Here is a 25,082-nt window from a genome sequence, read left to right as displayed (position 1 = left end):
GTCTCTTGTGTGTGTCAACTCCACATGATTAGCCTGTTATTTTACGGTTGGGATACTGCAGTTACCCGCTGCCCCGATTGCTGCTTGACGTTCATTCCATGTCATGGCAGGCAGCTCAGTTTTCAGCTCAACCATATCAATGGCTCCATCAACTGGACACACGATCGAACATAGGTTGCAGCCTACGCAATCATCCTCGCGAACTTTTAAGATGTCGTTTCCTCGGTCATCCTTTAACATATCAATACATTGGTGAGAGGTATCCTCACAGGCAATGTGGCATTTATTACAATTGATACAAACATCATTATTAATTTGTGCAACGACTTTATAATTCAGATCAAGGTTGCCCCAATCCGAGTAATTGGTCACCGATTTTCCGACAATATCCATAACTGATTCAATACCTTTTTCATCAAGGTAATTATTCAGTCCATCTAACATATCCTCTACAATTCTAAAGCCGTGGTGCATCGCAGCTGTACATACTTGAACACCCGTTGCCCCCATCAGCATAAATTCCACTGCATTTTCCCAGTTGGAGACACCGCCCATCCCTGAGATCGGTACATTAACATGCGGGTTACGCGCACATTCAGCAACCATGTTCAGCGCAATCGGTTTTACTGCCGGACCGCAATAGCCGCCGTGCGCTCCCTTGCCGGCAACATGGGGAACTGTATTCCATGAATCAATATCAACTCCCGCCAAACTATTAATCGTATTAATCATACTAACCGCATCTGCCCCGCCTTGAACAGCTGCTTCTGCCGTTACAGTGATATCTGTAATATTTGGTGTGAGCTTAACAATAACAGGAGTTTGGGCAACTTCTTTTGCCCAATACGTCTGCTTTTCAACGAGTTCAGGAACCTGCCCCGATGCAGCACCCATCCCCCGCTCAGCCATCCCGTGCGGACAGCCGAAATTCAACTCAAGTCCATCTACTCCAACATCTTCTACTCGTTTGACAATCTCATGCCACGCCTCTTGCCTCGGCTCTACCATGAGTGAGGCAATAATCACATGATCCGGGAAACGTTTCTTTGTTTCATAGATTTCTTTTAAGTTTACTTCTAGCGGACGGTCTGTAATTAACTCGATATTGTTAAAGCCAGCAACCTTTTGCCCATTAAAACTTACGGCTGCAAAGCGTGAGGATACATTTAATATAGGGTCGCCAAGTGTCTTCCATACAGCTCCGCCCCACCCTGCTTCAAAGGCACGCTGCACTTGATAGCCTGAGTTTGTTGGCGGCGCGGATGCCAGCCAAAAAGGATTCGGGGATTTAATTCCTGCAAAGTCAATTCGTAAGTCAGCCATTCAACTACCTCCTCGTAATTTGGGTTAAGCCGATTCTTCCTGCATGTTTTTAGATAGTTTTTGATGCAGCGCATATGCTGTCTGTTTTCCTTGTTCTGCCGCTGTTACAACCATTGCTTCTCCTTGACCTTTACCGAAGATCACATCACCACATGCAAAGACCTTTTCGTTGGATGTCGTAAAGTCTTCCATATTTACCTTTACAACTCCGCCGTCATGCTCTAATCCAAACTGCTCGATTAGGTCAATATAGCGAGTCTGGCCGATTGCCTTAATCACCGCATCAACTTCTAACGTAAACTCAGACCCTTCTACAGGTACTGGTCTTCTTCGACCATCTTCACTCGGTTCACCCAGTTCCATTTTGATGCACTCGATCGCTTTCACTTTACCGTTCTCATCACCGATAATACGCTTAGGAGCAGTTAACCAGCGGAATTCGACTCCATCTTGCTTTGCAAATTCATATTCAAAATCATAAGCCGTCATTTCTGCCAGTGTTCTGCGGTAGAGGATTTTAACGTTTTCTGCGCCAAGACGAACAGAACATGTCGCACCATCCACCGCTGTGTTTCCAGCACCGATGACCACTACTTTTTTACCGATGTACTCTTCTGTCAGTTGGCCTGATTTCGTTGCTTTAACAAAGTCAATCGCATCATGAACACCATCTAGCTCTTCACCCTCTATTCCTAAATCCGGCACCTTAGACATTCCAATTGCAAGGACAACCGCATCATAATTGGCTACCAGCTCTGATACAGGAACATCTTCTCCAATTCGCGTATTCGTTTTAATCTTTACATCAAGACTCTTTACTTGATCTACTTCCCAGAATGACACGCGCTGTGGCAAGCGGAAAGAAACGATGCCATAGGTATTCAGCCCGCCCGCTTCTTTTTCAGCTTCATAAATCGTGACATCATACCCGATAAGAGCTAGTTCACGAGCAGCTGATAAGCCGGCAGGACCCCCTCCAACAATCGCAACCGTTTTTCCGTTCTTCTTTCCGGCTTTAAAGAGAACTTGTTCATTTTTCATTGCCCAATCAGTTGCATACCTTTGCAAATCGCCAATCATAATCGGCTTAGTAGAATGGTTTAGGACACAGGCCCCTTCACAGAGCTCTTCTGTTGGACATACACGTGAACAGCTTGCACCGACTGGGTTTGCCGTCATAATCGTTTTAGCAGATCCCAACATATTCCCAGAGGAGATTTTCTTAATGAATTTAGGAATATCTATACTTGTCGGACAAGCGGTAATACAGGGTGCGTCATAGCAAAATAAACAGCGGTTTGCTTCTTCAACTGCTTCTCTATTTGTTAGTCCAGGATGAGCCTCTTGAAACTGCTTTTCTAAGTCTTCTACCGTTAACATTAAACGTTGCTCACTCAATGAAAGACCTCCTTTAATATCTAAACTAGTTAAGATGGAAAGCGTTCTGCATGAGCTACGATCATATGCAGAACGCTTTTATGTTATTTTTTAAGGGAGAAGAGCCGTCATATCATCATATGTCTCTGGTCTGCGGTCTCTGTAAAACTGCCATGTATCGCGTACTTCTCGAATCATTTTCTTGTCCATTTCACCAATAATGACCTCATCTTGATCACGACTTGCAACAGCAACCATTTGTCCGCGAGGGTTTACTAGATAGGACTGTCCGTAGAACTCGCCCATATTCCATGGCGCTTCCATTCCGACACGGTTGATGGCACCTAAATAATAGCCATTTGCAACAGCATGAGCTGGCTGCTCTAGCTTCCATAAGTATTCAGATAAACCAGCAACAGTTGCTGATGGATTAAAGACAATCTCTGCCCCGTTCAAGCCTAGTAATCTAGCACCTTCTGGGAAATGACGGTCATAACAAATGTAGACCCCGACTTTTGCATAAGCTGTATCAAAGACTGGGTAACCCATATTCCCTGGCTTAAAGTAATACTTCTCCCAGAAACCGTACCCCTCTTCCCCGACACCTACATGAGGAATATGCTGTTTGCGGTATTTACCTAAATAAGAACCGTCCGCATCGATCACTGCAGCCGTATTATAGTAAGTAGCAATGCCTTCCCGCTCATAGATTGGAAGAACAATAACAATTTCAAGTTCCTTTGCTAAATCTTGAAACAACCGTGTAGTCGGGCCATTCGGAATTTCTTCTGCCGCCTCATACCATTTTGTTTTCTGTTCAGAACAGAAGTACGGGCCGTAGAATATTTCCTGCAGACATATAATTTGAGCACCCTTTGCTTTAGCTTCACGAATTAACTTAATATGCTTTTCAATGGCTTTCTCTTTATGAACCGCTACTGGCTCATCGCCGTGTACATCATTTGAGGCTTGAATTAGTCCAATTTTTACGTGATCTGACATCTTAATTCCCCCTAAGCAAAGTTAAGTTATTTCACAATAAGTAAAATGATCCACATCTAAATTATTAGAATAGTTTGACTTCAATATCAATTCTACGTGTGAGTCAGGACAAATACATCATACAAAGTGTTAAACCCTTGAATACTTTTGTTTATCATTTTGTAAAAAGCACATTTCCTTGAGCGTTATCCTACCACGCAGCTAGGCTGTTTTTCGTATTAATGTAAGGTTATCTCTCAATCTTTAAATATTTGTTGTCGTCTTCACTTATGAAACATTCCAGAAAGATCTTTTGAATCCCTTTTGTGTGGTAGAAGAATCCTTCAACATATATCTACTTGAATTGATAGTCATTACCATTTAATTGACATGTTTCCCGTGAAACATGTCGAAATTAATAGAGAGATCAGTTTTTGTGCGCTAATTTGTTAGAAAATTTATTATTTTGAAAATACTAAATTGACTTTATCTACATTATTAAGCTATAGTTTTCTTAGCAATTACTTGTAGGTTTAGTAGGTTATTGTCTATTTAATTCATCTGAGAGGAGATTAATCATGAAGAAACTATCAAAATTTTTGAAGTCTGCAGCCATTTTATCGGTACTAAGCGCAGGGCTAGTTGCTTGCAGCAGTGAACCATCTAATGACCCTTCTAGTGATGGAGGAGAAACAGGAGAAAGTACAGGAGGAGGCGATCTGAAAGTAGCCGTTATGTCAGACCCTGTCTCACTTGATCCTCATGGTGCCAACGAGAATGTGTCAAACTCTATTAACTCAACAATTTATGACCGACTCGTACATATGGAAACAGACCTTACCATTCAACCTGCTTTAGCAGAAAGCTTTGAGCAGATTGATGACACGACGTGGGAAGCTAAAATCCGTCAAGGTGTTACATTTCATGACGGTTCTGACTTAAATGCAGAGGTAGTTAAAGCGAACTTAGATCGTGTTCGAGATTCAGAAGTGGCCTCTCCTGTCTCTTTCTTATTTGGGATGATTACGGATGTCACAGTAGAAGATGAGTATACGGTACATATTGAAACGGAATTCCCATTCGCCTCTCTGCCTGCACATCTTGCTCACCCCGGCGGAAGCATTATCAGCCTAGAATCAATTGAAGCTTCATATGAGGCAATGGAAAACGGCGGACAGCCTTTCTCTACTGTCAATGAAGCACCAGCTGGTACAGGGTACTTTAAATTTGAAGAACGCAGCCCTGGACAATCTGTCACTTTAGTAAAAAATGAGGACTACTGGCATGAGGAAAAAGCGAAAGTTGACTCTGTCACCTTCACCGTTATCCCAGAAGACTTAACGCGTATTGCCGAGCTCGAAACTGGCGGCGTGGACATCATCTTCCCTGTAAACCCAAGTGATGTTTCACGAGTAGAAAATGGTGCTGAAACGTCTGTACAACAATCAAACTCAACGCGTATGGTTTACCTAGGATTCAATACTGAAGTAGAGCCATTTGACGATGTAAATGTAAGACGTGCTCTTCATATGGCTGTAGATAAGCAAGCATTAATTGATGGGGTGTTAGATGGCACTGGAGTCATTGCAGACGGACCAATTGCGCCGGATGTATTCGGATACAGTGATAATATTGACCGTATTGAGCATGACCCTGAACAAGCAAAAGAACTCTTAGCTGAAGCTGGTTTCCCTGATGGTTTCCAAACAACCATTTTGACTGACGATGATCGTGAACGCCAAGATCTTGCACAAGCTCTGCAATATCAACTTGCTGAAATTGGGGTAGACATTGAAATTGACACCTATGAATTCGGTACGTATTTAGAACGTGCAGGCCAAGGCCAATCTGAGCTGTTCTTAGGCAGCTGGGGTACCGTTACACTTGATGGCGACTACGGATTATATCCAGTCTTCCACTCAGCTAACAAAGGTCCTGCTGGCAACCGTTCATTTATTGATAACGAAGAAATTGACTCCTTATTACAACAAGCACGTGAGGCAACTGATGATCAGGAACGCCTAGATTTCTATGAGGCTGCGCAAAATGAACTAGCTGCAGAATCTCCATATGCCTACCTTTACTTCCCTGAAATTATCGCAGGTGTGCGTGATGATGTAGAAGGATTCTGGCAGTTCCCAAGTACAACTTTATTCTTACGTGATGTAGAATTGAATCGTTAAAGTGTAGAAAAGCTGACTTATGTTATTTCATAAGTCAGCTTTCTTATTGCTCGCTGTGTAAGGAGCATGACTCTTTTCCTTCATCATGCTCCCCATGTAATGGATAGTTCAACTTCTATTAATTAAACGTTTGTTTAAACTTATTGATCCCCGGTGTAAAGAGATATGCACCACTAACTTCAAATTGTATAGTACTCATCTTCACCTCTCTCTATAAACAAAAGAAGACGCTGATCACAGCGCCTTCTCTAAGTGACTTTTACTCCATCCACTCTGGTTTTCCAAAGCCTTCAAATTCACTATCAATCACTTCTTCAAATTCACTCGATTCAACAGCTTCTTTAATATCTTCAACAAATGACTGATCAAGATTTTCTGTGCTTACAACGACACGGTTTCTATACTCATCAGGCATAGTCTCAAGCTTTAGTGCATCAAGAAGGTCCATATTAGCTGAGAGTGCAAAGTTTCCTGGTACAGCTGATAAGTCTACAGAATCTACAGCTCGAGGCAGCTGGCCTGCTTCAATTGGCTGGAACACAATATTTTTAGGGTTTTCGATAACATCACGCTCTGAAATAACGAGTGGATTCACGTCTGGGTCGACCTTGATTAATCCCTCTTCTTCAAGAATTAAAAAGGCACGAGCAGCATTCGTTGGGTCATTTGGGATAGCAATTTGCGTACCTTCTTCAATTTCATCCAGAGAGTCATACTTATTAGAATAAATCCCCATTGGTGCAGTCGGCACAACAATCACTTCTGAAAGTTCCATATTATTTTCTTCAGCAAAGTTCTCCATATAAATTTTATGCTGGAATAAGTTCGCATCAATAGAACCGTTGTTTAATGCAATGTTTGGCTGTACATAATCACTAAATTCTACGACTTCTACTTCATACCCTTTTTCTTCTAACACAGGCTTAATCGCATTGCTTACCATATCACTGTATGGACCGGCAGTTGAGCCAAAGGTAATTTTTGATTTATCTTCTGCTGCAGCTGATGTTTCCTCAGTTTCCCCCGAACCACACGCTGCTAGTGCTCCTACTAATAATGCTGATAGTAATACCGTTTTTAATTTTTTCATCTTTTTTCTCCCCTGTTCTCTTATTTTTTATCTCTTATCTATTGTTTTTGCAATCAAGTCACCCGTGTATTGAATAACCTGGACGAGCACAATTAAAATAATTATTGTTGTAAACATTACAGCTTCATCATAACGGTAGTAGCCAAAGCGAATGGCTAAGTCACCAATCCCCCCGCCGCCGACAACACCGGCCATAGCAGAGTATCCGATAAGACTGATGGTTGTAATTGTTATTCCTTGTACGATTCCTGGTTTTGCTTCAGTTAATAAAATATCTTTAATAATCAGCCAAGGACTTGCTCCAACTGATATAGCCGCTTCAACTACCCCTTTATCAATTTTCCGCATCGATGATTCTACTAATCTTGCAAAGAAAGGAATCGCTGCTACTGATAAAGACACAGATGCTGCCACCGGCCCAATTGTACCGCCTACAATGGCTTGTGTTAATGGAATTAATGCGACTAGTAAGATGATAAATGGAATCGAGCGAATTAAGTTTACAATCAGTCCAAGGATGCTTTTGATCCATACATTTTCTAAAAATAACCCTTTATCCGTGACATATAGTAGAATTCCTACCGGAAGGCCGACAATAATAGCAATGGAAAGGGAGATTCCCACCATAATAACTGTTTGAATAAAAGCTTTATTTAATTCTGGCAGCAATTGAATAAATGTATCAATTGTCATTCGTGATCACCTCCACCCCGACCGCTTTTTCATCTAAGTAAGAGATGACCTTATGAACTTCTTCATGATCCCCTATCAGTTCCATAATGAATACCCCGAGCGGCACTTCTTTGATGTATTCAATTTTTCCATGCAATATATTTCCTTTTACATCAAACCCTTTTAATACATCAGAAACAACGGATTCGTGTGCCACATCACCTTGAAAATGAATCTTTATGATTGTGCCTTGGCATGTATTCATTAATGTTTGCGGGAGCTTAAACTGCATGACGCCATCGATAAATTCTTTTGTCAGCTTTTCTTTTGGCTTAGCAAACAGTTGATACACACTTCCAAGCTCGATGACCTTCCCGTTTTCCATCACAGCCATTCGGTCACATATCTCTTTTACCACATCCATCTCATGCGTGATGAGAACAATCGTAAGACCTAGCTTTTCGTTTATACTTTTTAACAGTTTTAAGATGGACTGGGTTGTGCTTGGATCAAGGGCAGAGGTTGCTTCATCACAAAGGAGAACCTTTGGATCATTTGCCAGCGCTCTTGCAATACCGACTCTCTGCTTTTGACCGCCGCTTAACTGGCTCGGGTAGTGCTGCGCTTTATCAGAAAGGCCGACTAAATCAAGTAATTCTAGAACTTTCTTTTCACTTTCAGCTTTTGATTTCCCAGCAGCCTTTAAGGCGAAAAAGACATTGTCAAATACCGTTTTAGATGATGCGAGATAAAAATGTTGAAAGATCATTCCTATTTTCTGTCTAGCCTCTCGCAACTTACTAGCTTTTAATGAGACTAGGTTCACCCCATCTACATAGATTTCTCCTGAGGTTGGCTTCTCCATTAGATTAAGGCAGCGTAGAAGCGAGCTCTTTCCTGCCCCGCTATACCCGACAATCCCGAAAATTTCTCCTTTTTCAATCTCAAGGCTGACATTATCCACACCTTTAATCAGGCCCTTTTTTGTTTTATATTCTTTGATGACATTCTTGACCGCTATCATGATTTCCACCTCAGAAACTAAGTAATCTTATTTGAAAACTCAACTTTATAAGTATGTTGGTTCTAGTTCTTATCCACTTCCGTAAAAACAAAAATAAAAACCTCTTCCTATTCAGAAAGAGGTTTGACAATTAAGATCGCACCTCTTATCTTTCAGAGCCATAGCTCTGCAGGATTTAGCACCGACTAAGTATGAAACTTAGAGGTTGCCGGACGTCATAGGGCCTGTCCCTCGGTCGCTCTTGATAAGAGTTTTAAACTATTCAAATTTTCTAAGTTATTTCATCATAATAAAGAATTAAAGAAATGTCAATAGTTTTCAGAGTTATTCGCCTAATAGCTGTAAGAATTCTCGCGTACGAGCTTCTTTTGGATGTTCAAGCAGCTCTCTTGCCTTACCTTCCTCCACTATGAACCCGCCATCCATAAAAAATACTTTATCAGCCACTCGTTTTGCAAAATTCATTTCGTGCGTTACGATTACCATCGTCTGTCCTTCTTTAGCCAGCTCTTCGATAACTCTGAGAACTTCACCTACGAGTTGCGGATCTAGTGCTGAAGTTGGCTCATCAAACAACATGACATCAGGATTCATCATTAGTGCTCTAGCTATAGCCACGCGCTGCTGCTGTCCTCCTGATAACGCATCTGGATACTTATCCTTATGTTCAAACATGCCTACTTTCTTTAAAAGCTTTTCCCCATCTGCAAGAACAGTACTCTTTCTAGCTTTCTTAACGGTTAAAGGAGCCTCTATGATATTTTCCATGACCGTTTTGTGCGGAAAGAGATGAAAGCCTTGAAAGACCATCCCGCTATAAGCGCGCAGCTCACTTATATCTTTTTTGGAAACATTCTTTGCTCCAAATTTTACTTTTTTCTCACCTATTGTGATCGTACCGCTGTTAGGCAGTTCTAACACATTTAAGCAGCGAAGAAGAGTTGTTTTACCGGAACCTGAAGGCCCTATTAAACAAACCACTTCCCCTTTTTCAACAGAAAAATCTATAGACTCTAAAACGGTATTGTCGTCAAACTTTTTATTAAGCTTAGATACATTAATCATTTTGAGTCCTCCTTTATCGCTTACTTAAGTAACGGTTATATCTCTTCTCTAATCTTTCTTGGAAATAACCGATAATAATACATACCACCCAATAAATAAGAGCGGCTGTTATATACATCGTCATACTATCAAACGTACGGCCAGCCACAAGTCTTGAGCTGTACAATAATTCTTGGACAGTAATAACCGACGCAAGAGAGGTACCTTTCACGATGTCCATAAAAATATTAAAAGTAGGCGGCAAGGCAATTCGTGTTGCCTGCGGGATAATGACCCTTCTTAATGTTTGAACATAACTCATTTGCAGTGAAGCAGCTGCCTCCCATTGACCGCGCGGAACGGACATGATGGCTGATCTAACCACTTCGGCATTGTAAGCAGCAAAGTTAAGACTGATTCCAACTATCCCCGCTACAATGGCACTCTTAAATTCAACCCCTAGTACCGGGATACCATAATAAAGGATAAAGATAAATACAAGTAAAGGCGTTCCCCTCATAAATGAAATATAAATTTTTGCCGGCCATCTGATAAACCAGTACTTTGACATCCGAGCAATTCCTAAGAGTAATCCTAAAATGAGGGCAAAAACCATACTAAATAGAGCGATAATCATCGTTACCTTTAAACCTTCTAGTAAAAAAGGAAGTGAATTCACCGCAAGTTCTGGGTCATATAAATACTCCCACTGAATTTGATTAAACCATTCAAGCATACTACCCCTCCTTTATTAAATTTCTCAAAAAAAGAAATACAAAGGAAGGTCCTTTGTATTTCGAATCCTGGCTTATTCTCCGTCTAGACCCACGACTTCTGCTTCATCAACAGGCTCAGAAACATCCTCACCAAGAAACTCCTCAGACAAACGCGCTACTGTACCGTCTTCAATTAACTCTTGTACAGCCTCATCTAGTTTCTCTTTAAGAGCAGTATTCCCTTTTAACACAGCCATTGCACTTTCTGTTGCATGATATTTCACTTGATCAGCCACTACTAGGCGGTCATCACCAAATTCATCAAGCGTACGTTGCAGGACTAAACGATCGTTTAGGTAGGCATCCGTATTTCCGTTCATAACATCACGTAAAATAGCCTCTGTTCCACCATCATAAGCTGTTCCATTTGCCCCAATATTATCAGCAAAAATTGCATAATTACTTGTTAGTGAGCCAAGTGCCACATCTACACCTTCTAAATCATTAGCGTCACTAAAACGATCAGCATCTTCAGCCCTTACTACAACCGATCCGTAAGAATATTTATGAGGAATGACAAAATCAAATGTTTCCTTACGTTCTTCAGTAATCGCAAAATCATGTGCCGCTACATCAATTTGACCATTTCGTAATGAAGGAAGAATCCCATCAAAGTCCATTGTATTAAATTCAATTTCAAGACCTAATTTATCTGCTACCTCTTTGACAAGCTCTACTTCAAAGCCTGTTAACTCATTGCTTTCGTTATAATACGTAATAGGGGCATATGTTCCAGATGTACCCACCACTAATTTGCCTGACTCTTCAACTTCCGTCCAAGAAGTATCTTCACTTTCACCAGTTGTTTCTTCGTTATCTGTCACTTCTTCATTATCCTGCTCTGAATCTTCCGTTGCGCCGCAAGCAGCCAATACCAATATTAAAATAAGTGCAGTCATCAATGATAATAATTTTTTCAATGCAATAAGCCTCCCTAAAACCAAGTAAATTAATCAGAATAGTAAACTTAAATTACCACGAAAATTTTCACCTGTCAATTACTAATAATCAAAATAAAAAAGCTCTGCATGAATACAAAGCTTCTGACACTTCACTTATACATTACAGCTGCCATCTGAACAATCATTATCACTAACTTCTTGCTCAGTAGAAATATCTACCGCAGCTTCTTCCTTTACTTTTTGTAATACATCTAAAAATACATGAGTTGGCTGCGCTCCTGACACAGCATACTTTCTCTCAAATACAAAGAAAGGAACTCCTTTGACTCCAAGTGTCATTCCCTCCTGCTGATCTTTCTCAACTGTATCCTTAAACCGATCACTTGATAGCAGTTCCTCTGCTTCTTCCTTATCTACCCCTGCTTCAGCTGCCAGTTTGCTTAAAATGTCGCGGTCACCTATGTGCAGGGAGTCAGTAAAGTAAGCCTTTAACAGTCTCTCCGTTACTTCAAGCCCCTTTCCTTGTTCATAAGCAAAATGTGCAAGCCTGTGGGCATCAGCTGTATTTGTACGAATGGATGTATCGAAGTTAAATACTAACCCTTCTTCTTTCGCTTGCATAGCCACTTGATCACTCATTTCTTTTGCTTTCTCTCTAGTCATTCCATATTTTTTGGCTAATACATCGTATAAATGATCTTCACTGTTACGCTCTGCATCTGGGTCTAGCTGATAGCTGCGAAAGATTAACTCTACTGCATTTCTATCATCAAATTGCTCCAAAGCCTTTTCTAATCGACGTTTGCCGATGTAGCAAAACGGACATACAAAATCCGACCACACTTCAATTTTCATTTTAATCCCCCTTGTCTATCTTAGTTAAATTATAGAATCACATTAAGAAAACAACAACTCAGACGCCTTGATCCATTTAGCTTACCCGTGTAATAGGGTGTCTCACTTCTTTTCTATGAATGTAGTGAGCCGTGAAGAGGTAGATAAGACCTGTCACTATAAATGTCATAAACCCCGGGGACCAGTGATCAGGTATGAGTATATAGATTCCAGCTCCAAGTGCAGATACAATCAATCCTGATTTATTATACCGGTAGCTGTTCTCTGCTAACTTTCTAAAATCTTCTTCTTCAAACGTTAACTTTTTCAAAGATAAAAAGTCAGCTACAATTACAGCTGATAGAGGAATAATAAACACTCCTAAATAAGAGATATATAACTGCGCTTCATTTACAAGAGCCGGAAAGGCACTTAATGTGACTGCACAAGCTCCAAACAACAAAGCACATCTCACCCTGCCAAGACTCGGGATACTGTTTAGTAAACTATATCCACCAGTATAGGCATTACTGATATTTATCATCACCATCGATGCAATGGAAGCCACTAAAATAAGAAATAAAAAAATTGGTGAGTCTGTCAATTGACTCGATACTACGTATGGATTAACCTCACCAGTTAAAGCTGCTGTATAGGCCCCAAGGACGGCAGTTAAAAAGAAGCCGCCAGTATTGCCGATAAATAATCCAGTAAATGCATGTTTTCCACTCTTTGCATAGCGAGCCATATCAGACGCTGCACTCACTCCAGATATATATTGAACGAAAGCGAGGCTTGCAAAGAACAACATCATCGTCACTGTTTCAAAAGAATAGGAGCGTTCAGCACCACTAATGAGAAAAGAAAAATTCTTGCCCTCTACTTCACTTGTTACAAGGATGTACAACATGACCAAACCACCAACAAAAAGAAAAGGCAAGAAATAGTTAGCTGCTCTTTTTACCGCATCAAACCCTATTAACGCTAATACAGCCATAATTGTAGCTGCAATCAGGGCGATGAGCAGAAAAGGTACATTTATATTAAAAGATCGCAGAATCAGTTCTTTTAGCAAATAAGCTCCTCCTATTGTTTGCACAGCAAACCAATACATAGAGGTAATCGTCCGTATAGGAGAGGCCACATAACGCGCTCCCTTATATCCGAGAATAGCTCGTATTGAATATTGGGCTGGAATGCCGTATTTTGCTCCTGGCAATGATAGAAAGGAGACAAATAAGAAAGCTAACGCTGCTCCTATTACTGTAGAGAAGACGGCTTGAATAAATGTGAGCCCCCCTGCTGTCACTGCTAAAGCAGGAACCAATACATTACCTGCATTAACTGAGACGGCCATTTGAATAAATGTATATTGTAATGCCTTGGTTGTTTGTAAGTCTCTAGGTACCGCCTCGAGTCCATATTGTTCAACCAATGGTTTCACTGATTTATATATAGTTTGGCTCTCTCGTTCCTGCCCCATGTTTCCCATTCCCTTCTCCCTCGAAAATTAATCTGAAAATTATGATATTATAACAACTCAAAACAAAGTATAATAGACATACATTATACAACCTGGGGGGATTTTTATGTTTATCCGCAACTGTCTGACTCCAAAGAATGAATTAACTTTACTTCAGTCTTCAATAACGATTAAAGAGGCTTTATCATTAATGCAAGGCTCTCACTACAGTTTACCAGTGGTGAATGAAGAAGGCTCCTACCTTGGTATTTTGAGCAAGAGATCTATTTTAGAGTATATGGAAACTCAAGATGATAGAATGACACTTACCAGCCTTTATGAGCATGAAATTTCTAACTGTATTGATGTCAGCGCAAATGACAGCGTTGATCTTCATGCAAGCCACTTTGAAGATTGTCTTCCCATTATTGTAAGATATCCGTTTGTTCCTGTATTAGATAACGGAACATTTGTGGGGATTGTTAAGCGTTCATTCATAGAGCGTACACTTGAAGATTGTTTCGGGGTAGGTGTTGATGGCACACGTATTCTGATCGGGGTTCATAATCAATCCGGCACCCTGCATACGATCACAAAAATTCTACATAAGTATGATATTAATATCATATCCGATATCGCATTTGAAGCGGATTCTTCCTATCTTCGCCGGATTCTAATAAAGATTGAAAAATCTCCTCACCTTGATAAAGTCACCTCAGAAATTGAAAAGCATGGATTTCGCATTTTAGAAATTGAATAAAACAAAAGCAGACTCAACTAATGAGTCTGCCTCTTTTATATTTAGCCTAATTTCGCTTCTTCAATAGGGGCTTTTCTTTTTTGCAGGCCTTCTTCTAAGCCTTTACGGTAGCCCTCTTTATAATAGGATTCAAGCATTTGCTTTATCTGCTCCCTCACCAATGGATCACGAATGGTCGCAACAAATGGATCCTCTAATTTATGATGCTTATGACTTTTCATGTCTCCTCACACCTTACAACAATTATTTGTGTACTCATACCCTCTTTTCAAAAAGTCTAAACACCTTTCTTAGAAAGATTTGCTTCTTTTTTTATTTCTATTAAACTGAAGCTAGGATAACTAAAAGGAAATATAAGGAGATGCGAATATGAATAAGGACACTCTAAACAAAGATACTCTTTTTGAAATTGTTGAAAAGCACAAAGATAACTGGACCCAAATCAGCCGATACATATGGGAGAACCCTGAGCTTGGAAACGAAGAATTTAAAGCAATGGAAGTTCTCACTGAAGAACTTCGCACCCATGGGTTTGAAGTAAAAACGAATATCGCTGATTTAGAAACGGCTTTCATCGCTAAATTCCGCTCGGAAAAACCAGGCCCGACACTTGGCTATTTTGCTGAATATGACGCTTTGCCTGAGATTGGACATGCTTGTGGACATAACCTTATAGGAATGATGGGCACCGGTGCAGCCATTGCTCTAAAAGAAGCGGTTGCAGAATTCGGAGGTGAAGTAATCGTATTTGGCACTCCAGCTGAAGAAACGAACGGAGCTAAAGTAATCTTTGCCGATAAAGGACTTCTAAACGACCTTGATGCTGCATTAATGGTTCACCCTTCGGGTGTTCATGAAAGAAGCGGCTCATCTATGGCAATGGAAGCTGTACAATTCGATTTTTACGGCAAGCCAGCGCATGCAGCAGCAAGCCCAGATCAGGGCGTAAATGCACTAGAGGGAGTTATACAAACGTTTAATTTAATTAATTCTCTCAGACAGCACTTGCCTGATGATGTGAGAATTCATGGCATTATCACAAACGGTGGAGACGTTGTAAACGTTGTGCCGGCAAGAGCACAAGCACAATTTTATGTACGCGCAAACGAAAAGCAGGTGCTAGAAGAAACATCAGCAAAGGTAAAGAGTTGTGTTGAAGCGGCAGCTCTTGCTACGGGATGTGAATTCAAGATTTCAAACCATGAACTTAGCTACGATAACCTTACGACGAATGAAACGTTATCTGAGCTTTATTGCGAGAATCTTATAGCTCTTGGTGTTGCACCAGAGGAAATTCTAAAAGACCAAGACCATGGCTCACTAGATATGGGAAATGTGAGCCAAGTGGCACCGTCTATTCACCCTTACATCAAGATGGAGAATTGTCCATATTCTGCCCATACAGAAGGATTCCGTGATGCCACTGGTGATTCTAGGGGATTTGAAGCGATGATTCTAGGTATTAAAACACTAGCTGCAACAGGTTATGATTTATTAACCAACCCAGCTTATGTAAAAGAAATTAAAGAAGAGTTTGATCGTACTGTGGCTAGAGAGGATAGATAATAAATAGAAGGAGGCTGCAACTGGCGGCCTCCTTCTCTCATTATATTTAATTACACTCCTACCCTCTGATTCACTTTCAGGAGTTGTCTTAGGTCGTTTGTCAGCACACTAAATACATCTTCTCCAAACCATTCAAGTGAGACCTCAACTTTCTCAAGAGAATCACTCAACAGCCTGAAAAACCTCTGATAATCGATACATCCTTCAAACAATGGAATCATTCCTTCCCGGGTTCCAGCTGCAGCATAAACATTTTCAGGTGCAAATACTCGTAAGTGATCTCTTGAGGTAATGTTTTTTAAGTGAACATGTTCGATATACGGTTCTAGCGCAATGAAGCCAGCAGCTGGATCCACGCCTGCCTCCCACATGTGAAGAGCATCGTAATTTATTCGCAGGGCTTGATGATCTACTTCCTCTATTAACTGCAACGTTGACTCAAGCGTATCAGCCAGCGTATTAGGGTGTGTTTCAATTAATAGGAGTTGATTATGCACTGCTAAACTTCTACAAACGGCTTGGAGCTGCTTTACAATATGACTCCTTTCCTCTGCAGTTACCTCTCCACTTGCTTTTTGTCCTGCAAAGGTTCGTAATTTATTTGTACCCCAAAGCTTTAGTAAATTAGCTCTCCTTTCTGTGGTTTCTATTAATTGTTCGACAGACTGATTAAGCGGCAGGTAATCACTGAGCATACTAATGGCCAGCCCTTTTTCAGCCATATTCTTCTTATGAAATGCTGCATCCTCTATTGCATTTTTAGCATGAACCGCCCATAATTCAATGCCGTTGAATCCTTGGTCACTCGCCCAAGTCGTAATCTCCTGTAATGAGTGCAAATGATGTCTAAACGTAATCGTACATAATGATACATTCATTATTAATGCCTCCGTTTCATCATGAAAGCGAAAGGATCTGGTGCCCTTCCTCTTCTAGCCTCTTTTTGTTCATATTATCTTGACCAACTTGGTTCTGCCTGTTGCTCCATTTCTCAAAATACTGCTTGAGTGCATGTTTTATGGCTGTCTCACGCTCATCTTGATGATCAAGCTGCATATGGATCGCTTCTTGATGTTTCTCGTCTCTAGTCATCGCTAACTTCATGGCACGATACTGAACCGTTGTATATCCTTTAACTAAACGTTCAATTTCATCACACCACATCTCAAACTCTTCCTCATCTAACTCCAGCTCGTTGAAAAAATAAGCAAATGCATGTTCATAGGCATATTTCCTGATAGCCAGGACCGGAATTTGTTTTAAACTATTACCTAATTCATGAAGTTCATTGCTGCGCTCCCCCTCTGTAAAGGCAGCCACGATAGAACGTATACCTTCAGTCATCGGGTTGCAATCAAGTTTCAAACATGTATTAAAATAAGCTTCAATCGTTTCATCTGTTGGCTTTACCAGCTCTCTTTCATCAAAATAATAGCCGCCGCCCACTGTAGGTTCCATAATCGCATTTAAAATTTTCTTTTTTAAAAGAGTGCCTTCCCATCGAAAGTCAGGGTCAAACATCATCCACTCTTCTGGATTGCTAGTGGTATCCAGCATGACGTAATGAGGAAAAGGGCGTTGGTGAAATTTATTTTCACGCTCTGGCAGCAACGATAAATCAAGCATGACCATGAGATGGCGTCCACTAGGCTTATCTTCCATAAGCTTAAGCATATTCTCTACATTCTCTTCCTTAGACAGTTCATCTTGATACCAGCGATTTAACTTGATTCCATATAGATGCTCATACCAAGTACAAAAAAAGTCATGATTTATAATTTCAGAGTGATAAGAAAGCACATAATCCTCTGTAATGTCAAAGTCCGCATCCCATACACCGAAGTAGAATGGCCGGTGATCTAATCCCTCATTTTTTTTAATAACTTCACACACACAGCTCACAAAACAATGTACTTTAATCACAACATATCACCTATACTACTTTGCTTTGTTACAGAAGAAATAAACTGTGCCAAGCTTGAGACTGTATAGAAATCATTAGGAGCCAGCTCATCGTCTGGCACCTCTATCCCATAATCGACTTCAAGGTGCAGGATAAGCTGTAAGATCATCACTGAATCCATGCATAGATCTTCATTTAATCTAGCTTCCTTATGAAAAGCATCTATAGCAGGCAAATTAAGATGTTTTTCTAAAATATCATATAAAAGTGTAATTGCCTTCTCTTCTGTCATGCATAAACCCCTCCAAGCTTTTTACGGCTCACTTTTCCATTCGCCATTCTATCAACTTTCTTTACTCGTACCCACTCAACAGGCACTTGATAAGGTGCTAGATTATGTTGACACCATTGTCTAAGATTGATGGGATCAATTTCTTCATCACTAGAATAAAGCGCACATACACGTTCACCAGCATAGTCGTCTCTTTTTTTAAATACGACTGTATCTTGTATTCCTTTATACGAACGAATGATATTTTCCACTTCATGCGGGTACACATTTAATCCAGCGACATTGATCATCTCATCGATTCGCTCAAGAAAATGAAGAGTCCCTTGCTCATCAAAATATCCTAAATCTTTTGTTTGAATTGTTTGTTTGTCTATTTTAATGACTATCTCTTCAGGGTTTTCTTTGCCTTGCCCGCTCGTCACATCTAGATGAGACAATACCTTCCCGATTGCATTTGCTTCTGATACATTTGCATTCACACTTACACATCCTGCTTCTGAGCAGCCGTATTGTTGCAGCACTCGTTGTGATTTTTTTTGAAGCAGCCGAAACCAAGCATCCGGTAAAAGTGTGCCAGAGGTCATAACAGCGTAAAAACGTTCCTCTATTGGCAGCAACCTTGACAAGGTATACAATAATGTCGGTGCAGCATAGAGGATATGTACAGGGTATTCTTTTAATTTTTTCACAATGTATTTTGGATTGGGATTCGTAATAATGACTGGCACAGACCCTCTTTTCATTGCTGCCAACACCCCGCTTATTAACCCGTACGAATGATTTACAGGGCATGCGACAATCGATGTTGTGACCATATTAATAGAGAGCTTGACATTATAATTCTCTAGTTCCCTATCAATAGAGGCCCAGGACCGTTCAATACACTTAGGCTCTCCCGTGGTCCCTGAACTCAATTGAATTAGAGAGCCGCTGTGATCATCTCCCTCTTTCTTTAATTGAATCGGACTTTCGATATCATGATGAATTAAATAATGTGATTTGGTATGTTCAGCCGTCCGAATTGCTGCCCCTAGTGGATTCTTTGCATGTATCGGCGCGACTGACCCACCTTTTTTCTTTATATAAAAGTACAACGCTAATAAGATAAATGCATCTTCATGACAGACAGCGATTCGATGACGATCGCACTCTTTTAAGTAATCAAGCTGGTCAAATACCTTAAATTGCTCGTCTAGGTCTTGGTGTGAATAATACGTATCGTTAACATAGAACATGTTCTGCCCTCCGTGTGTCTTGATTTATAGCAAGCGAGTTTGACACCAAATGCCTATGTTCGATCTGGCTTTCTCGATTTAGCTTCTTTTTTAATAATGATTCCGCCATGATATTCTCTCTTCTATAGTCGATATGGGCCGCTCTCTCTCTATTTTCCGGAAAACAACTTATATAGTCAGTTAGTTCTTTATCTACAAGCTCCCAGAACTGCTCTTCAGAAATGAAACCTTCCCTATCAAGCAGGAATGACAACTCAGAAAGGTTATACACAAACAACGTATCCATCACAAGTTCGCGTAGGGCTTCTACTTCTTGCATCCAATAATATTGATTGTCCTTTGCTCCGTTATATACTTCATCAAGCTGCGTAAAATCGGGCAAACCTTCCTTGCTTTTAAGAAAGGAATCGACATATTCAACGCTCTCGTGAAAATCTCTCAGTGCCACCCTGAGCGGCCAGCCCTCTTTATGAATCAATAGCATGTTTTGGCTATGCGCCTCAAGAGCGATGCCGTGGTTAACTAATAAATGCCAAACAGGAATAACTGCCGACTTAATTAATTGAGTAACCCATTTTTCTACTCCGTATTTTTTGATCCACTCGGAGATGAATAAATGACCATCTTTCTCTTTTAGCAATATTGCGTTAAAAGGAATAAATTCTTCATTACTCTTCAAATAGTTTGTTATGTTCTCCCGCCAGATAACAGCTAATTGACCAGACGAATCATTGCTTTGACAACCTTTTGGCTCAACTAATGCCCCTGCGTATTCTTTTAACATCACTACACCTTTATCTAGTAAATAGTCATCTGATAAAAGGACCTTATGCAGCCAATCAGATAGAGCCGGAGCTGTGCAAACAGAGTGCGGCACCAGCGTCCTGACAGAAGAGGTATGAACCATATTCATAGATAGCTTGATCATGGCTCTCTGTGGATTAGACCTATTCATGAGCGTTCGAACAGATTGTGTAGCTCTATATAAATCTCCAAATTCACCTAATTCAATGATGTCATGGCTTTCTAGGTAGTCCGCATATTGTTCCTTTATTGCGTCCCATTGCCAAGGATGGACAGGCAAAAAAGTATACTCATCAAGCTGCCCCCCTTTTTGGCATAAAGTCAAGACCAGGTCTCTCCATTGTTTTGTGCCTAACTCTTTCTGCCAGAAGCTTTGTTCTTCTTTAGGATAATTAAATTTCAGATCTTTCCTTTTCACGGCAAGCCATACTAATGAAAATTCTTGTTTGGCCTCCGGACCATACCTTTTGTGGTCTTCCACTGTAAATCCAGTTCTTGATTTAAAACACGGATGATACGGATGTCCTTCTATAATAGCTGAATCTAACTCAAGTCCATTTACCTGCCTTCTCGATAAAAGCTGGGGTAGGTGTTCTTCGTTCCAATCTGTTAAGTAAATCGTTTGCTCTAGTTCTTGTAGAAGAAAGTTACCTATCTCTGAAACTGTATTTAACTCTGCAACAAATTCAGCAATAACCGCTTGATGTACCTCCCCGCTTGAGGTTAGCTTGTAAACCAGTTCCTCCTCAATACGAATCCGACCAAATGCAGATATCTTTCCTGTACACCTAAACGTAGCTGACCTTCCCTTTATAAAAAAGTGACTAAGCGCTCTCGTAACCTTCTCTTCTTTATAAGGAAGCAGCTTCTCAAATAGAATCGCTTCAACTAGCTGCCTTCTCACTCTAAGAGCAGCTTTAGACTTTGGCACTTTCTCTACCTGCATAAGGGACCTCTCCTTTTTCTTTAGATATAAATGGATTATCAAGCGTTGCGTAAACAGCTTGTTCGAGAGCCGCGGTTAGTTCATCTACGTCATGAAATCTAGTGAGTAAATTTGCTTTAAAAGCCAGCTTTTCTCTCGTAAGAAGCATCTCTAGTAATCTCTTGCCAGCACCATGACATAAGGTATACATCTCTTTGAGTTGATCTTGAATATAGTCAAGTATTACATTCTCTTCTAGTAGACCATCTGCTCCGAAACGATAAACAATAGAAAACAAATGATTTATAAATAAATAATACGTAAACCGTTCTTCGATCAGCTTCTCTTCATAAAAGAGCTCAGGTGTTTTCTGTAAGGATTCCTCCATTTTCAAGAGTCGTTCTCTATATTGTGTGGATAGGTAATACCCCTGGTTATCGCGGTAATAAAAAGAAGCAGGGTAGCCGGCAGAAAGATCAATTAAGCTGTTTTGCTGGTGAGCTTCTAAGGCAATCCCATACGTATCATATAAATGGATGAGTGGTATGACCGTCTTCTCAAAATAGTTCTTAAACCAATCAAAACTAACATCTTCTTGACTTCTCCCCTCATCCATTGCCAGTTCCTCTATAAGCTGTTGGAGCATCGATTTCCTCCCAGGAAGTGCATCTTGAATAAGTGCTGCGATTGGAGTCACACCGGCTTCATTTCCATTTGTAAAAGGGTTTGATCTAATAATGACCTCAAACCCGCTCTCTTTCATTCCTGGAATATTTACAGTAAGAAATGCTGGGTCATGAATAAATTGAAAAGAAGGGTATTCTTTAAGCAAAGGGAGTTTCTTTAATAGCTTTGTCATATTGCGGCCTGCGTACAATTCATGTTTTTGGTTATTACGCAGTGAATTCGTTACCTTCACCGGTATGGAAAACTTAAACATCCAGTTACTTTTCTTGTTATACACTGTCCTAATGGATGAAGTAGCATAGAATTCCGGCCCCATTGCACCTGCTTCTTCAATTAAGCCTTTATCCATTAATGTTTTTACTTGAGGCTGAGTTATAAGCCATTGTGCTTGTAATGGATGGACTGGCAGCAAGGACCAACCAGGTGTCTGCTCTCTAATCTCTAACTCACGTAAAAGTAATTCTCCGCAAGATGCGTCGCCATCACTTTGATCAACAATGAGAGAATTGTTCACCTTAAAATAATGCAATTGAAAATGTCCATTCTTCTCTGGACTAAAGCGTTCATGCTGCCAGCTTGCGATCCCTTGTCTGCTTTTTGGAGTAGGATGAAGCCAGTGACCAAATACCAGCGACTGCTCAAAATCAATAAATTCTCGATTTCTAGGAGAGGCTGTTTCTTCTTTTTTTATTGCGTGGTCAATAAATTGAGCCATTGTTTGATAGCTATCTATTAGTCTAAGGAGTAATTCATCGAAATGAGAATCGCCTGCTCTTGATTCAGCATTTGCTCTCATATGTAATTCTCGGATGAGTGTAATCATTGCTTGCAGCTTCTCTTCTTGTACCCACTCACTACAATAGGGGGATTGCTTATATACGTTCCCGAAAGAATGAGTGCCTACAAGGGACTTATACGTTACTCCAATTGCATATGTAAGTGATTGATGGGGCAAAGATATAAAAAGGATATAGGGTTCATTCATTTGTTTTTTAACCTCTTGATCTTCTGCCTCCTCTAGCCTCACTACCTCTCTAACATTCATCTCACGTACATAGCAATTCAAGAATGCCTTAAATGAAGCTTGTTCTGCAATTAGCTTGGCTGTGCTTTGCATACTCTCATCCTTCCTGCTTCTATTTACCTAGTAATTGATACTCATTCTCAATTAGAATGAAGAAAAAAACGGGTTTCCCCGCTTTTCCTTCGTGAAATGAGATCTGTTTACTCACTACTCTCCTAATAAAAGGTTTTCAATTTCTTTTAAACCTTTTTGACGTTCAATTGGATCCCAAAATCCCCAAGTTGTTGTTAATGTATGCACATTATCTTCTTTAACAGCATTTAACCCATTCCATACCTCACCTTGAGTGACGTTGTCATAAAATTCACCGCTATTAAAGTATGTGACGTCAATAATATGATCTGGATTGTACTTCACTAAGCCCTCAATCGAGATATTTTCACCAAAGTCATCAGGAATGTTCTCTGCTGGCGTAAGCTTAAGATCATCAAACAATAAAGCATTGGTTGCATGATTGTTTCTCCCATAGACACGAATGTCTTGCTTGTTAATGGAAACAGCCATAAATGTTTCTTCACCAACCGCCTCACGAATACGCTCGCCAATATCTTCTGCCTCTGCTTCTAGCTCATCTATCACTTTTTGACCTTCTTCAAGTTTCCCTACAGCTTCAGTTACTTTTAAATGGTCATCTCTCCAGTCCCCGCCAACTTCTACTACGACAGTTGGGATCGAATCAGAAAGCTGCTCATATAACGGTTGATAACGGTCGCTGATAATAAGCAAATCAGGATCTAACTGAACAATTTCTTCTGGGTTAATCTCATCAGAATATGGAAGTGCCATTACGTTCTCTAACTCTTCTGTTAAATGCGGAGGAAACTCGTTGTCATACGCCATTACAGCATAAGGCTCGACTCCAACAGAAACTAATGAACCTTCCCATGACACATGTGATAATACTACTACCTTTTCTGGATTAGCCGGCACTTCTGTTTCACCATACAAATGTTCAACAGTGTAACTGCTAGGTGATTCATTCTCACTTGACTCTTCTGAACTATTCTCTTCTGTCTCTTCTACTGTTTCGGAATCTTCTTCTGCCGCAGCCCCAGTAGACTCTTCCGAACTATTACCGCATGCAGCTAATAAAGTCACTGCAATCAAGCATAACAAAGCCAATAGTGTCCATCTTCTTCTCATCTTTTTTCCCCCTGCACAATCAATAATGAAATTCATTATCAATGATAAGTATTATCAATTAAAAAGAACATGGTCATTTTTACCTTTATTCATGTACAAATGATTCCCTGTTTTTTTCCTTCCACTGACTATTTCTATATTTAATTAGTTGATCACGGCAATTCTTTTTTAAAGATAGATGGAGCTACTCCTTCTTTTTTCTTAAACAATTTACTAAAGTAAAATTCATCTTGAAATCCAGCAAGGTCTGCAACTTCTTTTAAAGTAATATCCTTTTTCTCTCTCATTAGCTCCTTTGCTTTTTTTATACGACAGCTGTTTATAAACTCTTTAGGAGAAGACCCCGTATGTCTTTTAAACGCTCTTGAAAATGATGCAGGCGTCATATTAGCCTTCTTTGCAAGCTCTGAAACAGTAAGAGGTTCCATATCAGGGTCAACTATATGATTAGTAATTTCTTCAATAATGATTTCCATTTTCCCAGGGTACGATGTATGCTCTTGCGTAATTAAATCTAGCAAGCTCCAGAAAAGAGTCTGTTGTTTGCAGTATTGATTAAACGAGTCCTTTGCAGCAGTAAACAGCTGTTTCCATAAAGGATCAACTTTCGTTTGTGATGCTTTATATAGTACAGGCGGTTCTATCAATCTCTTACGATCAATCCAAACGACAGCAAAAAAGAGGGTATTTACTTGGTTTAAAGCATAAATTCTATCTGTTTTATCAACCCATAAAATGTCTCCGTTCTGATAAATACTCTCCTTGCCTGTTTGCTCAGCCTGCACTCTCCCTGTCTCTATGTATAGCAATAACATCTCATTATCTTCTATCCCAACATCCAACAGCTCCTCACATTCCAGCGTTTGGAAGGAGGTGGATTTCAGCTGAAGAATACAATCATTACTTATAGTCATATCAAAACCCTCTCAAAAAATGAATTGACAAATTTACCAAATGAATAGTAGATTTATAATCAATCATAACGAAAATGATAATCATTTTCATTAATTATTTT

The 25,082-nt window shown here is 40.1% G+C and carries 23 protein-coding genes and 1 riboswitch; of the genes, 3 read left to right on the top strand and 20 right to left on the bottom strand.

The annotated features are described in order from the left end of the window. Positions 1-36: 36 nt before the first annotated feature. From preA to BPOF4_RS01155, 3 genes are all read right to left on the bottom strand, one after another. Complete coding sequence (preA, locus tag BPOF4_RS01165) at positions 37-1,323, bottom strand: NAD-dependent dihydropyrimidine dehydrogenase subunit PreA (RefSeq protein ID WP_012957227.1); 1,287 nt, start codon at positions 1,321-1,323, stop codon at positions 37-39. 24 nt (positions 1,324-1,347) lie between these two features. After that, positions 1,348-2,703 carry an NAD(P)-dependent oxidoreductase gene (locus BPOF4_RS01160; protein WP_041822536.1) on the bottom strand — a complete coding sequence of 452 codons (1,356 nt, stop codon included), beginning with the start codon at positions 2,701-2,703 and terminating at the stop codon, positions 1,348-1,350. A gap of 108 nt (positions 2,704-2,811) precedes the next feature. Further along, positions 2,812-3,702: a nitrilase-related carbon-nitrogen hydrolase gene (locus BPOF4_RS01155; RefSeq protein WP_012957225.1), complete on the bottom strand. Its 891-nt coding sequence runs from the start codon at positions 3,700-3,702 to the stop codon at positions 2,812-2,814. Positions 3,703-4,259: 557 nt separating this feature from the next. Between BPOF4_RS01155 and BPOF4_RS01150 the strand changes: the two genes are divergently transcribed. After that, entirely contained in the window at positions 4,260-5,864 is a 1,605-nt protein-coding gene (locus BPOF4_RS01150) for a glutathione ABC transporter substrate-binding protein (RefSeq protein WP_012957224.1), read from the top strand. A gap of 259 nt (positions 5,865-6,123) precedes the next feature. On the opposite strand, the gene BPOF4_RS01145 is transcribed toward BPOF4_RS01150, so the two are convergent. The 8 genes from BPOF4_RS01145 to BPOF4_RS01110 all read right to left on the bottom strand — a co-directional run bounded on the left by BPOF4_RS01145 (position 6,124) and on the right by BPOF4_RS01110 (position 13,698). Then, positions 6,124-6,954, bottom strand: coding sequence for a MetQ/NlpA family ABC transporter substrate-binding protein (locus BPOF4_RS01145; RefSeq protein ID WP_012957223.1), 831 nt, complete (start codon positions 6,952-6,954; stop codon positions 6,124-6,126). Between the two features lie 27 nt (positions 6,955-6,981). Then, positions 6,982-7,647 carry a methionine ABC transporter permease gene (locus BPOF4_RS01140; protein ID WP_012957222.1) on the bottom strand — a complete coding sequence of 222 codons (666 nt, stop codon included), beginning with the start codon at positions 7,645-7,647 and terminating at the stop codon, positions 6,982-6,984. Then, the gene (locus BPOF4_RS01135) at positions 7,637-8,650 is read right to left on the bottom strand and encodes a methionine ABC transporter ATP-binding protein (protein WP_012957221.1); all 1,014 of its coding nucleotides are present in this window, start codon (positions 8,648-8,650) and stop codon (positions 7,637-7,639) included. Before BPOF4_RS01135 ends, BPOF4_RS01140 begins: the two co-directional genes overlap by 11 nt. Before the next feature lie 142 nt (positions 8,651-8,792). After that, positions 8,793-8,901: riboswitch (SAM riboswitch) on the bottom strand. A gap of 73 nt (positions 8,902-8,974) precedes the next feature. Then, on the bottom strand, positions 8,975-9,715 hold the full coding sequence (locus tag BPOF4_RS01130) for an amino acid ABC transporter ATP-binding protein (RefSeq protein WP_012957220.1): 741 nt from the start codon (positions 9,713-9,715) through the stop codon (positions 8,975-8,977). A gap of 13 nt (positions 9,716-9,728) precedes the next feature. Beyond that, positions 9,729-10,430, bottom strand: a complete 702-nt coding sequence (locus BPOF4_RS01125) for an amino acid ABC transporter permease (RefSeq protein ID WP_012957219.1) — start codon at positions 10,428-10,430, stop codon at positions 9,729-9,731. Between the two features lie 72 nt (positions 10,431-10,502). Then, positions 10,503-11,390: a transporter substrate-binding domain-containing protein gene (locus tag BPOF4_RS01120; protein WP_012957218.1), complete on the bottom strand. Its 888-nt coding sequence runs from the start codon at positions 11,388-11,390 to the stop codon at positions 10,503-10,505. Between the two features lie 135 nt (positions 11,391-11,525). Next, complete coding sequence (locus tag BPOF4_RS01115; protein WP_012957217.1) at positions 11,526-12,227, bottom strand: DsbA family oxidoreductase; 702 nt, start codon at positions 12,225-12,227, stop codon at positions 11,526-11,528. A gap of 76 nt (positions 12,228-12,303) precedes the next feature. Continuing rightward, the gene (locus BPOF4_RS01110; protein ID WP_238446476.1) at positions 12,304-13,698 is read right to left on the bottom strand and encodes a purine-cytosine permease family protein; all 1,395 of its coding nucleotides are present in this window, start codon (positions 13,696-13,698) and stop codon (positions 12,304-12,306) included. Positions 13,699-13,795: 97 nt separating this feature from the next. Between BPOF4_RS01110 and BPOF4_RS01105 the strand changes: the two genes are divergently transcribed. Further along, positions 13,796-14,428 carry a CBS domain-containing protein gene (locus BPOF4_RS01105; protein ID WP_012957215.1) on the top strand — a complete coding sequence of 211 codons (633 nt, stop codon included), beginning with the start codon at positions 13,796-13,798 and terminating at the stop codon, positions 14,426-14,428. A 41-nt stretch (positions 14,429-14,469) separates the two neighbouring features. Here the strand turns inward: BPOF4_RS01105 and BPOF4_RS01100 are convergent, their stop codons facing one another. Then, positions 14,470-14,649 (bottom strand): hypothetical protein, encoded by a 180-nt coding sequence (locus BPOF4_RS01100; protein ID WP_012957214.1) that lies wholly within the window; start codon positions 14,647-14,649, stop codon positions 14,470-14,472. 148 nt (positions 14,650-14,797) lie between these two features. Here BPOF4_RS01100 and BPOF4_RS01095 point away from each other — a divergent pair, with 148 nt between their 5' ends. After that, the gene (locus tag BPOF4_RS01095; RefSeq protein WP_012957213.1) at positions 14,798-15,994 is read left to right on the top strand and encodes a M20 family metallopeptidase; all 1,197 of its coding nucleotides are present in this window, start codon (positions 14,798-14,800) and stop codon (positions 15,992-15,994) included. A 50-nt stretch (positions 15,995-16,044) separates the two neighbouring features. On the opposite strand, the gene BPOF4_RS01090 is transcribed toward BPOF4_RS01095, so the two are convergent. The 8 genes from BPOF4_RS01090 to BPOF4_RS22575 all read right to left on the bottom strand — a co-directional run bounded on the left by BPOF4_RS01090 (position 16,045) and on the right by BPOF4_RS22575 (position 24,981). Then, a complete protein-coding gene (locus BPOF4_RS01090; RefSeq protein ID WP_012957212.1) occupies positions 16,045-16,872 on the bottom strand; it encodes a sugar phosphate isomerase/epimerase family protein in 828 nt (275 codons plus the stop codon). A 19-nt stretch (positions 16,873-16,891) separates the two neighbouring features. Next, entirely contained in the window at positions 16,892-17,917 is a 1,026-nt protein-coding gene (locus BPOF4_RS01085; protein WP_012957211.1) for a DUF6005 family protein, read from the bottom strand. Then, the gene (gene asbD / locus BPOF4_RS01080; RefSeq protein WP_012957210.1) at positions 17,914-18,189 is read right to left on the bottom strand and encodes a petrobactin biosynthesis protein AsbD; all 276 of its coding nucleotides are present in this window, start codon (positions 18,187-18,189) and stop codon (positions 17,914-17,916) included. The genes BPOF4_RS01085 and asbD overlap by 4 nt, the downstream gene beginning before the upstream one ends. Continuing rightward, the gene (locus BPOF4_RS01075) at positions 18,186-19,424 is read right to left on the bottom strand and encodes an AMP-binding protein (protein WP_012957209.1); all 1,239 of its coding nucleotides are present in this window, start codon (positions 19,422-19,424) and stop codon (positions 18,186-18,188) included. Before BPOF4_RS01075 ends, asbD begins: the two co-directional genes overlap by 4 nt. Then, the gene (locus BPOF4_RS01070) at positions 19,411-21,174 is read right to left on the bottom strand and encodes an IucA/IucC family protein (RefSeq protein WP_012957208.1); all 1,764 of its coding nucleotides are present in this window, start codon (positions 21,172-21,174) and stop codon (positions 19,411-19,413) included. Before BPOF4_RS01070 ends, BPOF4_RS01075 begins: the two co-directional genes overlap by 14 nt. Next, positions 21,146-22,957 carry an IucA/IucC family protein gene (locus BPOF4_RS01065; protein WP_012957207.1) on the bottom strand — a complete coding sequence of 604 codons (1,812 nt, stop codon included), beginning with the start codon at positions 22,955-22,957 and terminating at the stop codon, positions 21,146-21,148. Before BPOF4_RS01065 ends, BPOF4_RS01070 begins: the two co-directional genes overlap by 29 nt. Positions 22,958-23,071: 114 nt before the next feature. Further along, entirely contained in the window at positions 23,072-24,067 is a 996-nt protein-coding gene (locus BPOF4_RS01060; RefSeq protein ID WP_012957206.1) for an ABC transporter substrate-binding protein, read from the bottom strand. 152 nt (positions 24,068-24,219) lie between these two features. Beyond that, a complete protein-coding gene (locus BPOF4_RS22575) occupies positions 24,220-24,981 on the bottom strand; it encodes a helix-turn-helix domain-containing protein (protein WP_012957205.1) in 762 nt (253 codons plus the stop codon). Positions 24,982-25,082: the final 101 nt, after the last annotated feature.

The organism is Alkalihalophilus pseudofirmus OF4, from assembly GCF_000005825.2.
Taxonomy (GTDB): domain Bacteria; phylum Bacillota; class Bacilli; order Bacillales; family Bacillaceae_D; genus Alkalihalophilus; species Alkalihalophilus pseudofirmus.
This window is presented reverse-complemented; position numbering and strand designations above follow the sequence as displayed.

Coding starts and splice junctions, on each gene's coding strand:
- BPOF4_RS01110 (WP_238446476.1), bottom strand. CDS start 13,698: ATGGGAAACATGGGGCAGGAACGAGAGAGCCAAACTATATATAAATCA.
- BPOF4_RS01135 (WP_012957221.1), bottom strand. CDS start 8,650: ATGATAGCGGTCAAGAATGTCATCAAAGAATATAAAACAAAAAAGGGC.
- BPOF4_RS01140 (WP_012957222.1), bottom strand. CDS start 7,647: ATGACAATTGATACATTTATTCAATTGCTGCCAGAATTAAATAAAGCT.
- BPOF4_RS22575 (WP_012957205.1), bottom strand. CDS start 24,981: ATGACTATAAGTAATGATTGTATTCTTCAGCTGAAATCCACCTCCTTC.
- BPOF4_RS01070 (WP_012957208.1), bottom strand. CDS start 21,174: ATGCAGGTAGAGAAAGTGCCAAAGTCTAAAGCTGCTCTTAGAGTGAGA.
- BPOF4_RS01105 (WP_012957215.1), top strand. CDS start 13,796: ATGTTTATCCGCAACTGTCTGACTCCAAAGAATGAATTAACTTTACTT.
- BPOF4_RS01155 (WP_012957225.1), bottom strand. CDS start 3,702: ATGTCAGATCACGTAAAAATTGGACTAATTCAAGCCTCAAATGATGTA.
- BPOF4_RS01115 (WP_012957217.1), bottom strand. CDS start 12,227: ATGAAAATTGAAGTGTGGTCGGATTTTGTATGTCCGTTTTGCTACATC.
- BPOF4_RS01160 (WP_041822536.1), bottom strand. CDS start 2,703: ATGTTAACGGTAGAAGACTTAGAAAAGCAGTTTCAAGAGGCTCATCCT.
- BPOF4_RS01060 (WP_012957206.1), bottom strand. CDS start 24,067: ATGAGAAGAAGATGGACACTATTGGCTTTGTTATGCTTGATTGCAGTG.
- asbD (WP_012957210.1), bottom strand. CDS start 18,189: ATGACAGAAGAGAAGGCAATTACACTTTTATATGATATTTTAGAAAAA.
- BPOF4_RS01145 (WP_012957223.1), bottom strand. CDS start 6,954: ATGAAAAAATTAAAAACGGTATTACTATCAGCATTATTAGTAGGAGCA.
- BPOF4_RS01095 (WP_012957213.1), top strand. CDS start 14,798: ATGAATAAGGACACTCTAAACAAAGATACTCTTTTTGAAATTGTTGAA.
- preA (WP_012957227.1), bottom strand. CDS start 1,323: ATGGCTGACTTACGAATTGACTTTGCAGGAATTAAATCCCCGAATCCT.
- BPOF4_RS01130 (WP_012957220.1), bottom strand. CDS start 9,715: ATGATTAATGTATCTAAGCTTAATAAAAAGTTTGACGACAATACCGTT.
- BPOF4_RS01125 (WP_012957219.1), bottom strand. CDS start 10,430: ATGCTTGAATGGTTTAATCAAATTCAGTGGGAGTATTTATATGACCCA.
- BPOF4_RS01090 (WP_012957212.1), bottom strand. CDS start 16,872: ATGAATGTATCATTATGTACGATTACGTTTAGACATCATTTGCACTCA.
- BPOF4_RS01065 (WP_012957207.1), bottom strand. CDS start 22,957: ATGCAAAGCACAGCCAAGCTAATTGCAGAACAAGCTTCATTTAAGGCA.
- BPOF4_RS01150 (WP_012957224.1), top strand. CDS start 4,260: ATGAAGAAACTATCAAAATTTTTGAAGTCTGCAGCCATTTTATCGGTA.
- BPOF4_RS01100 (WP_012957214.1), bottom strand. CDS start 14,649: ATGAAAAGTCATAAGCATCATAAATTAGAGGATCCATTTGTTGCGACC.
- BPOF4_RS01075 (WP_012957209.1), bottom strand. CDS start 19,424: ATGTTCTATGTTAACGATACGTATTATTCACACCAAGACCTAGACGAG.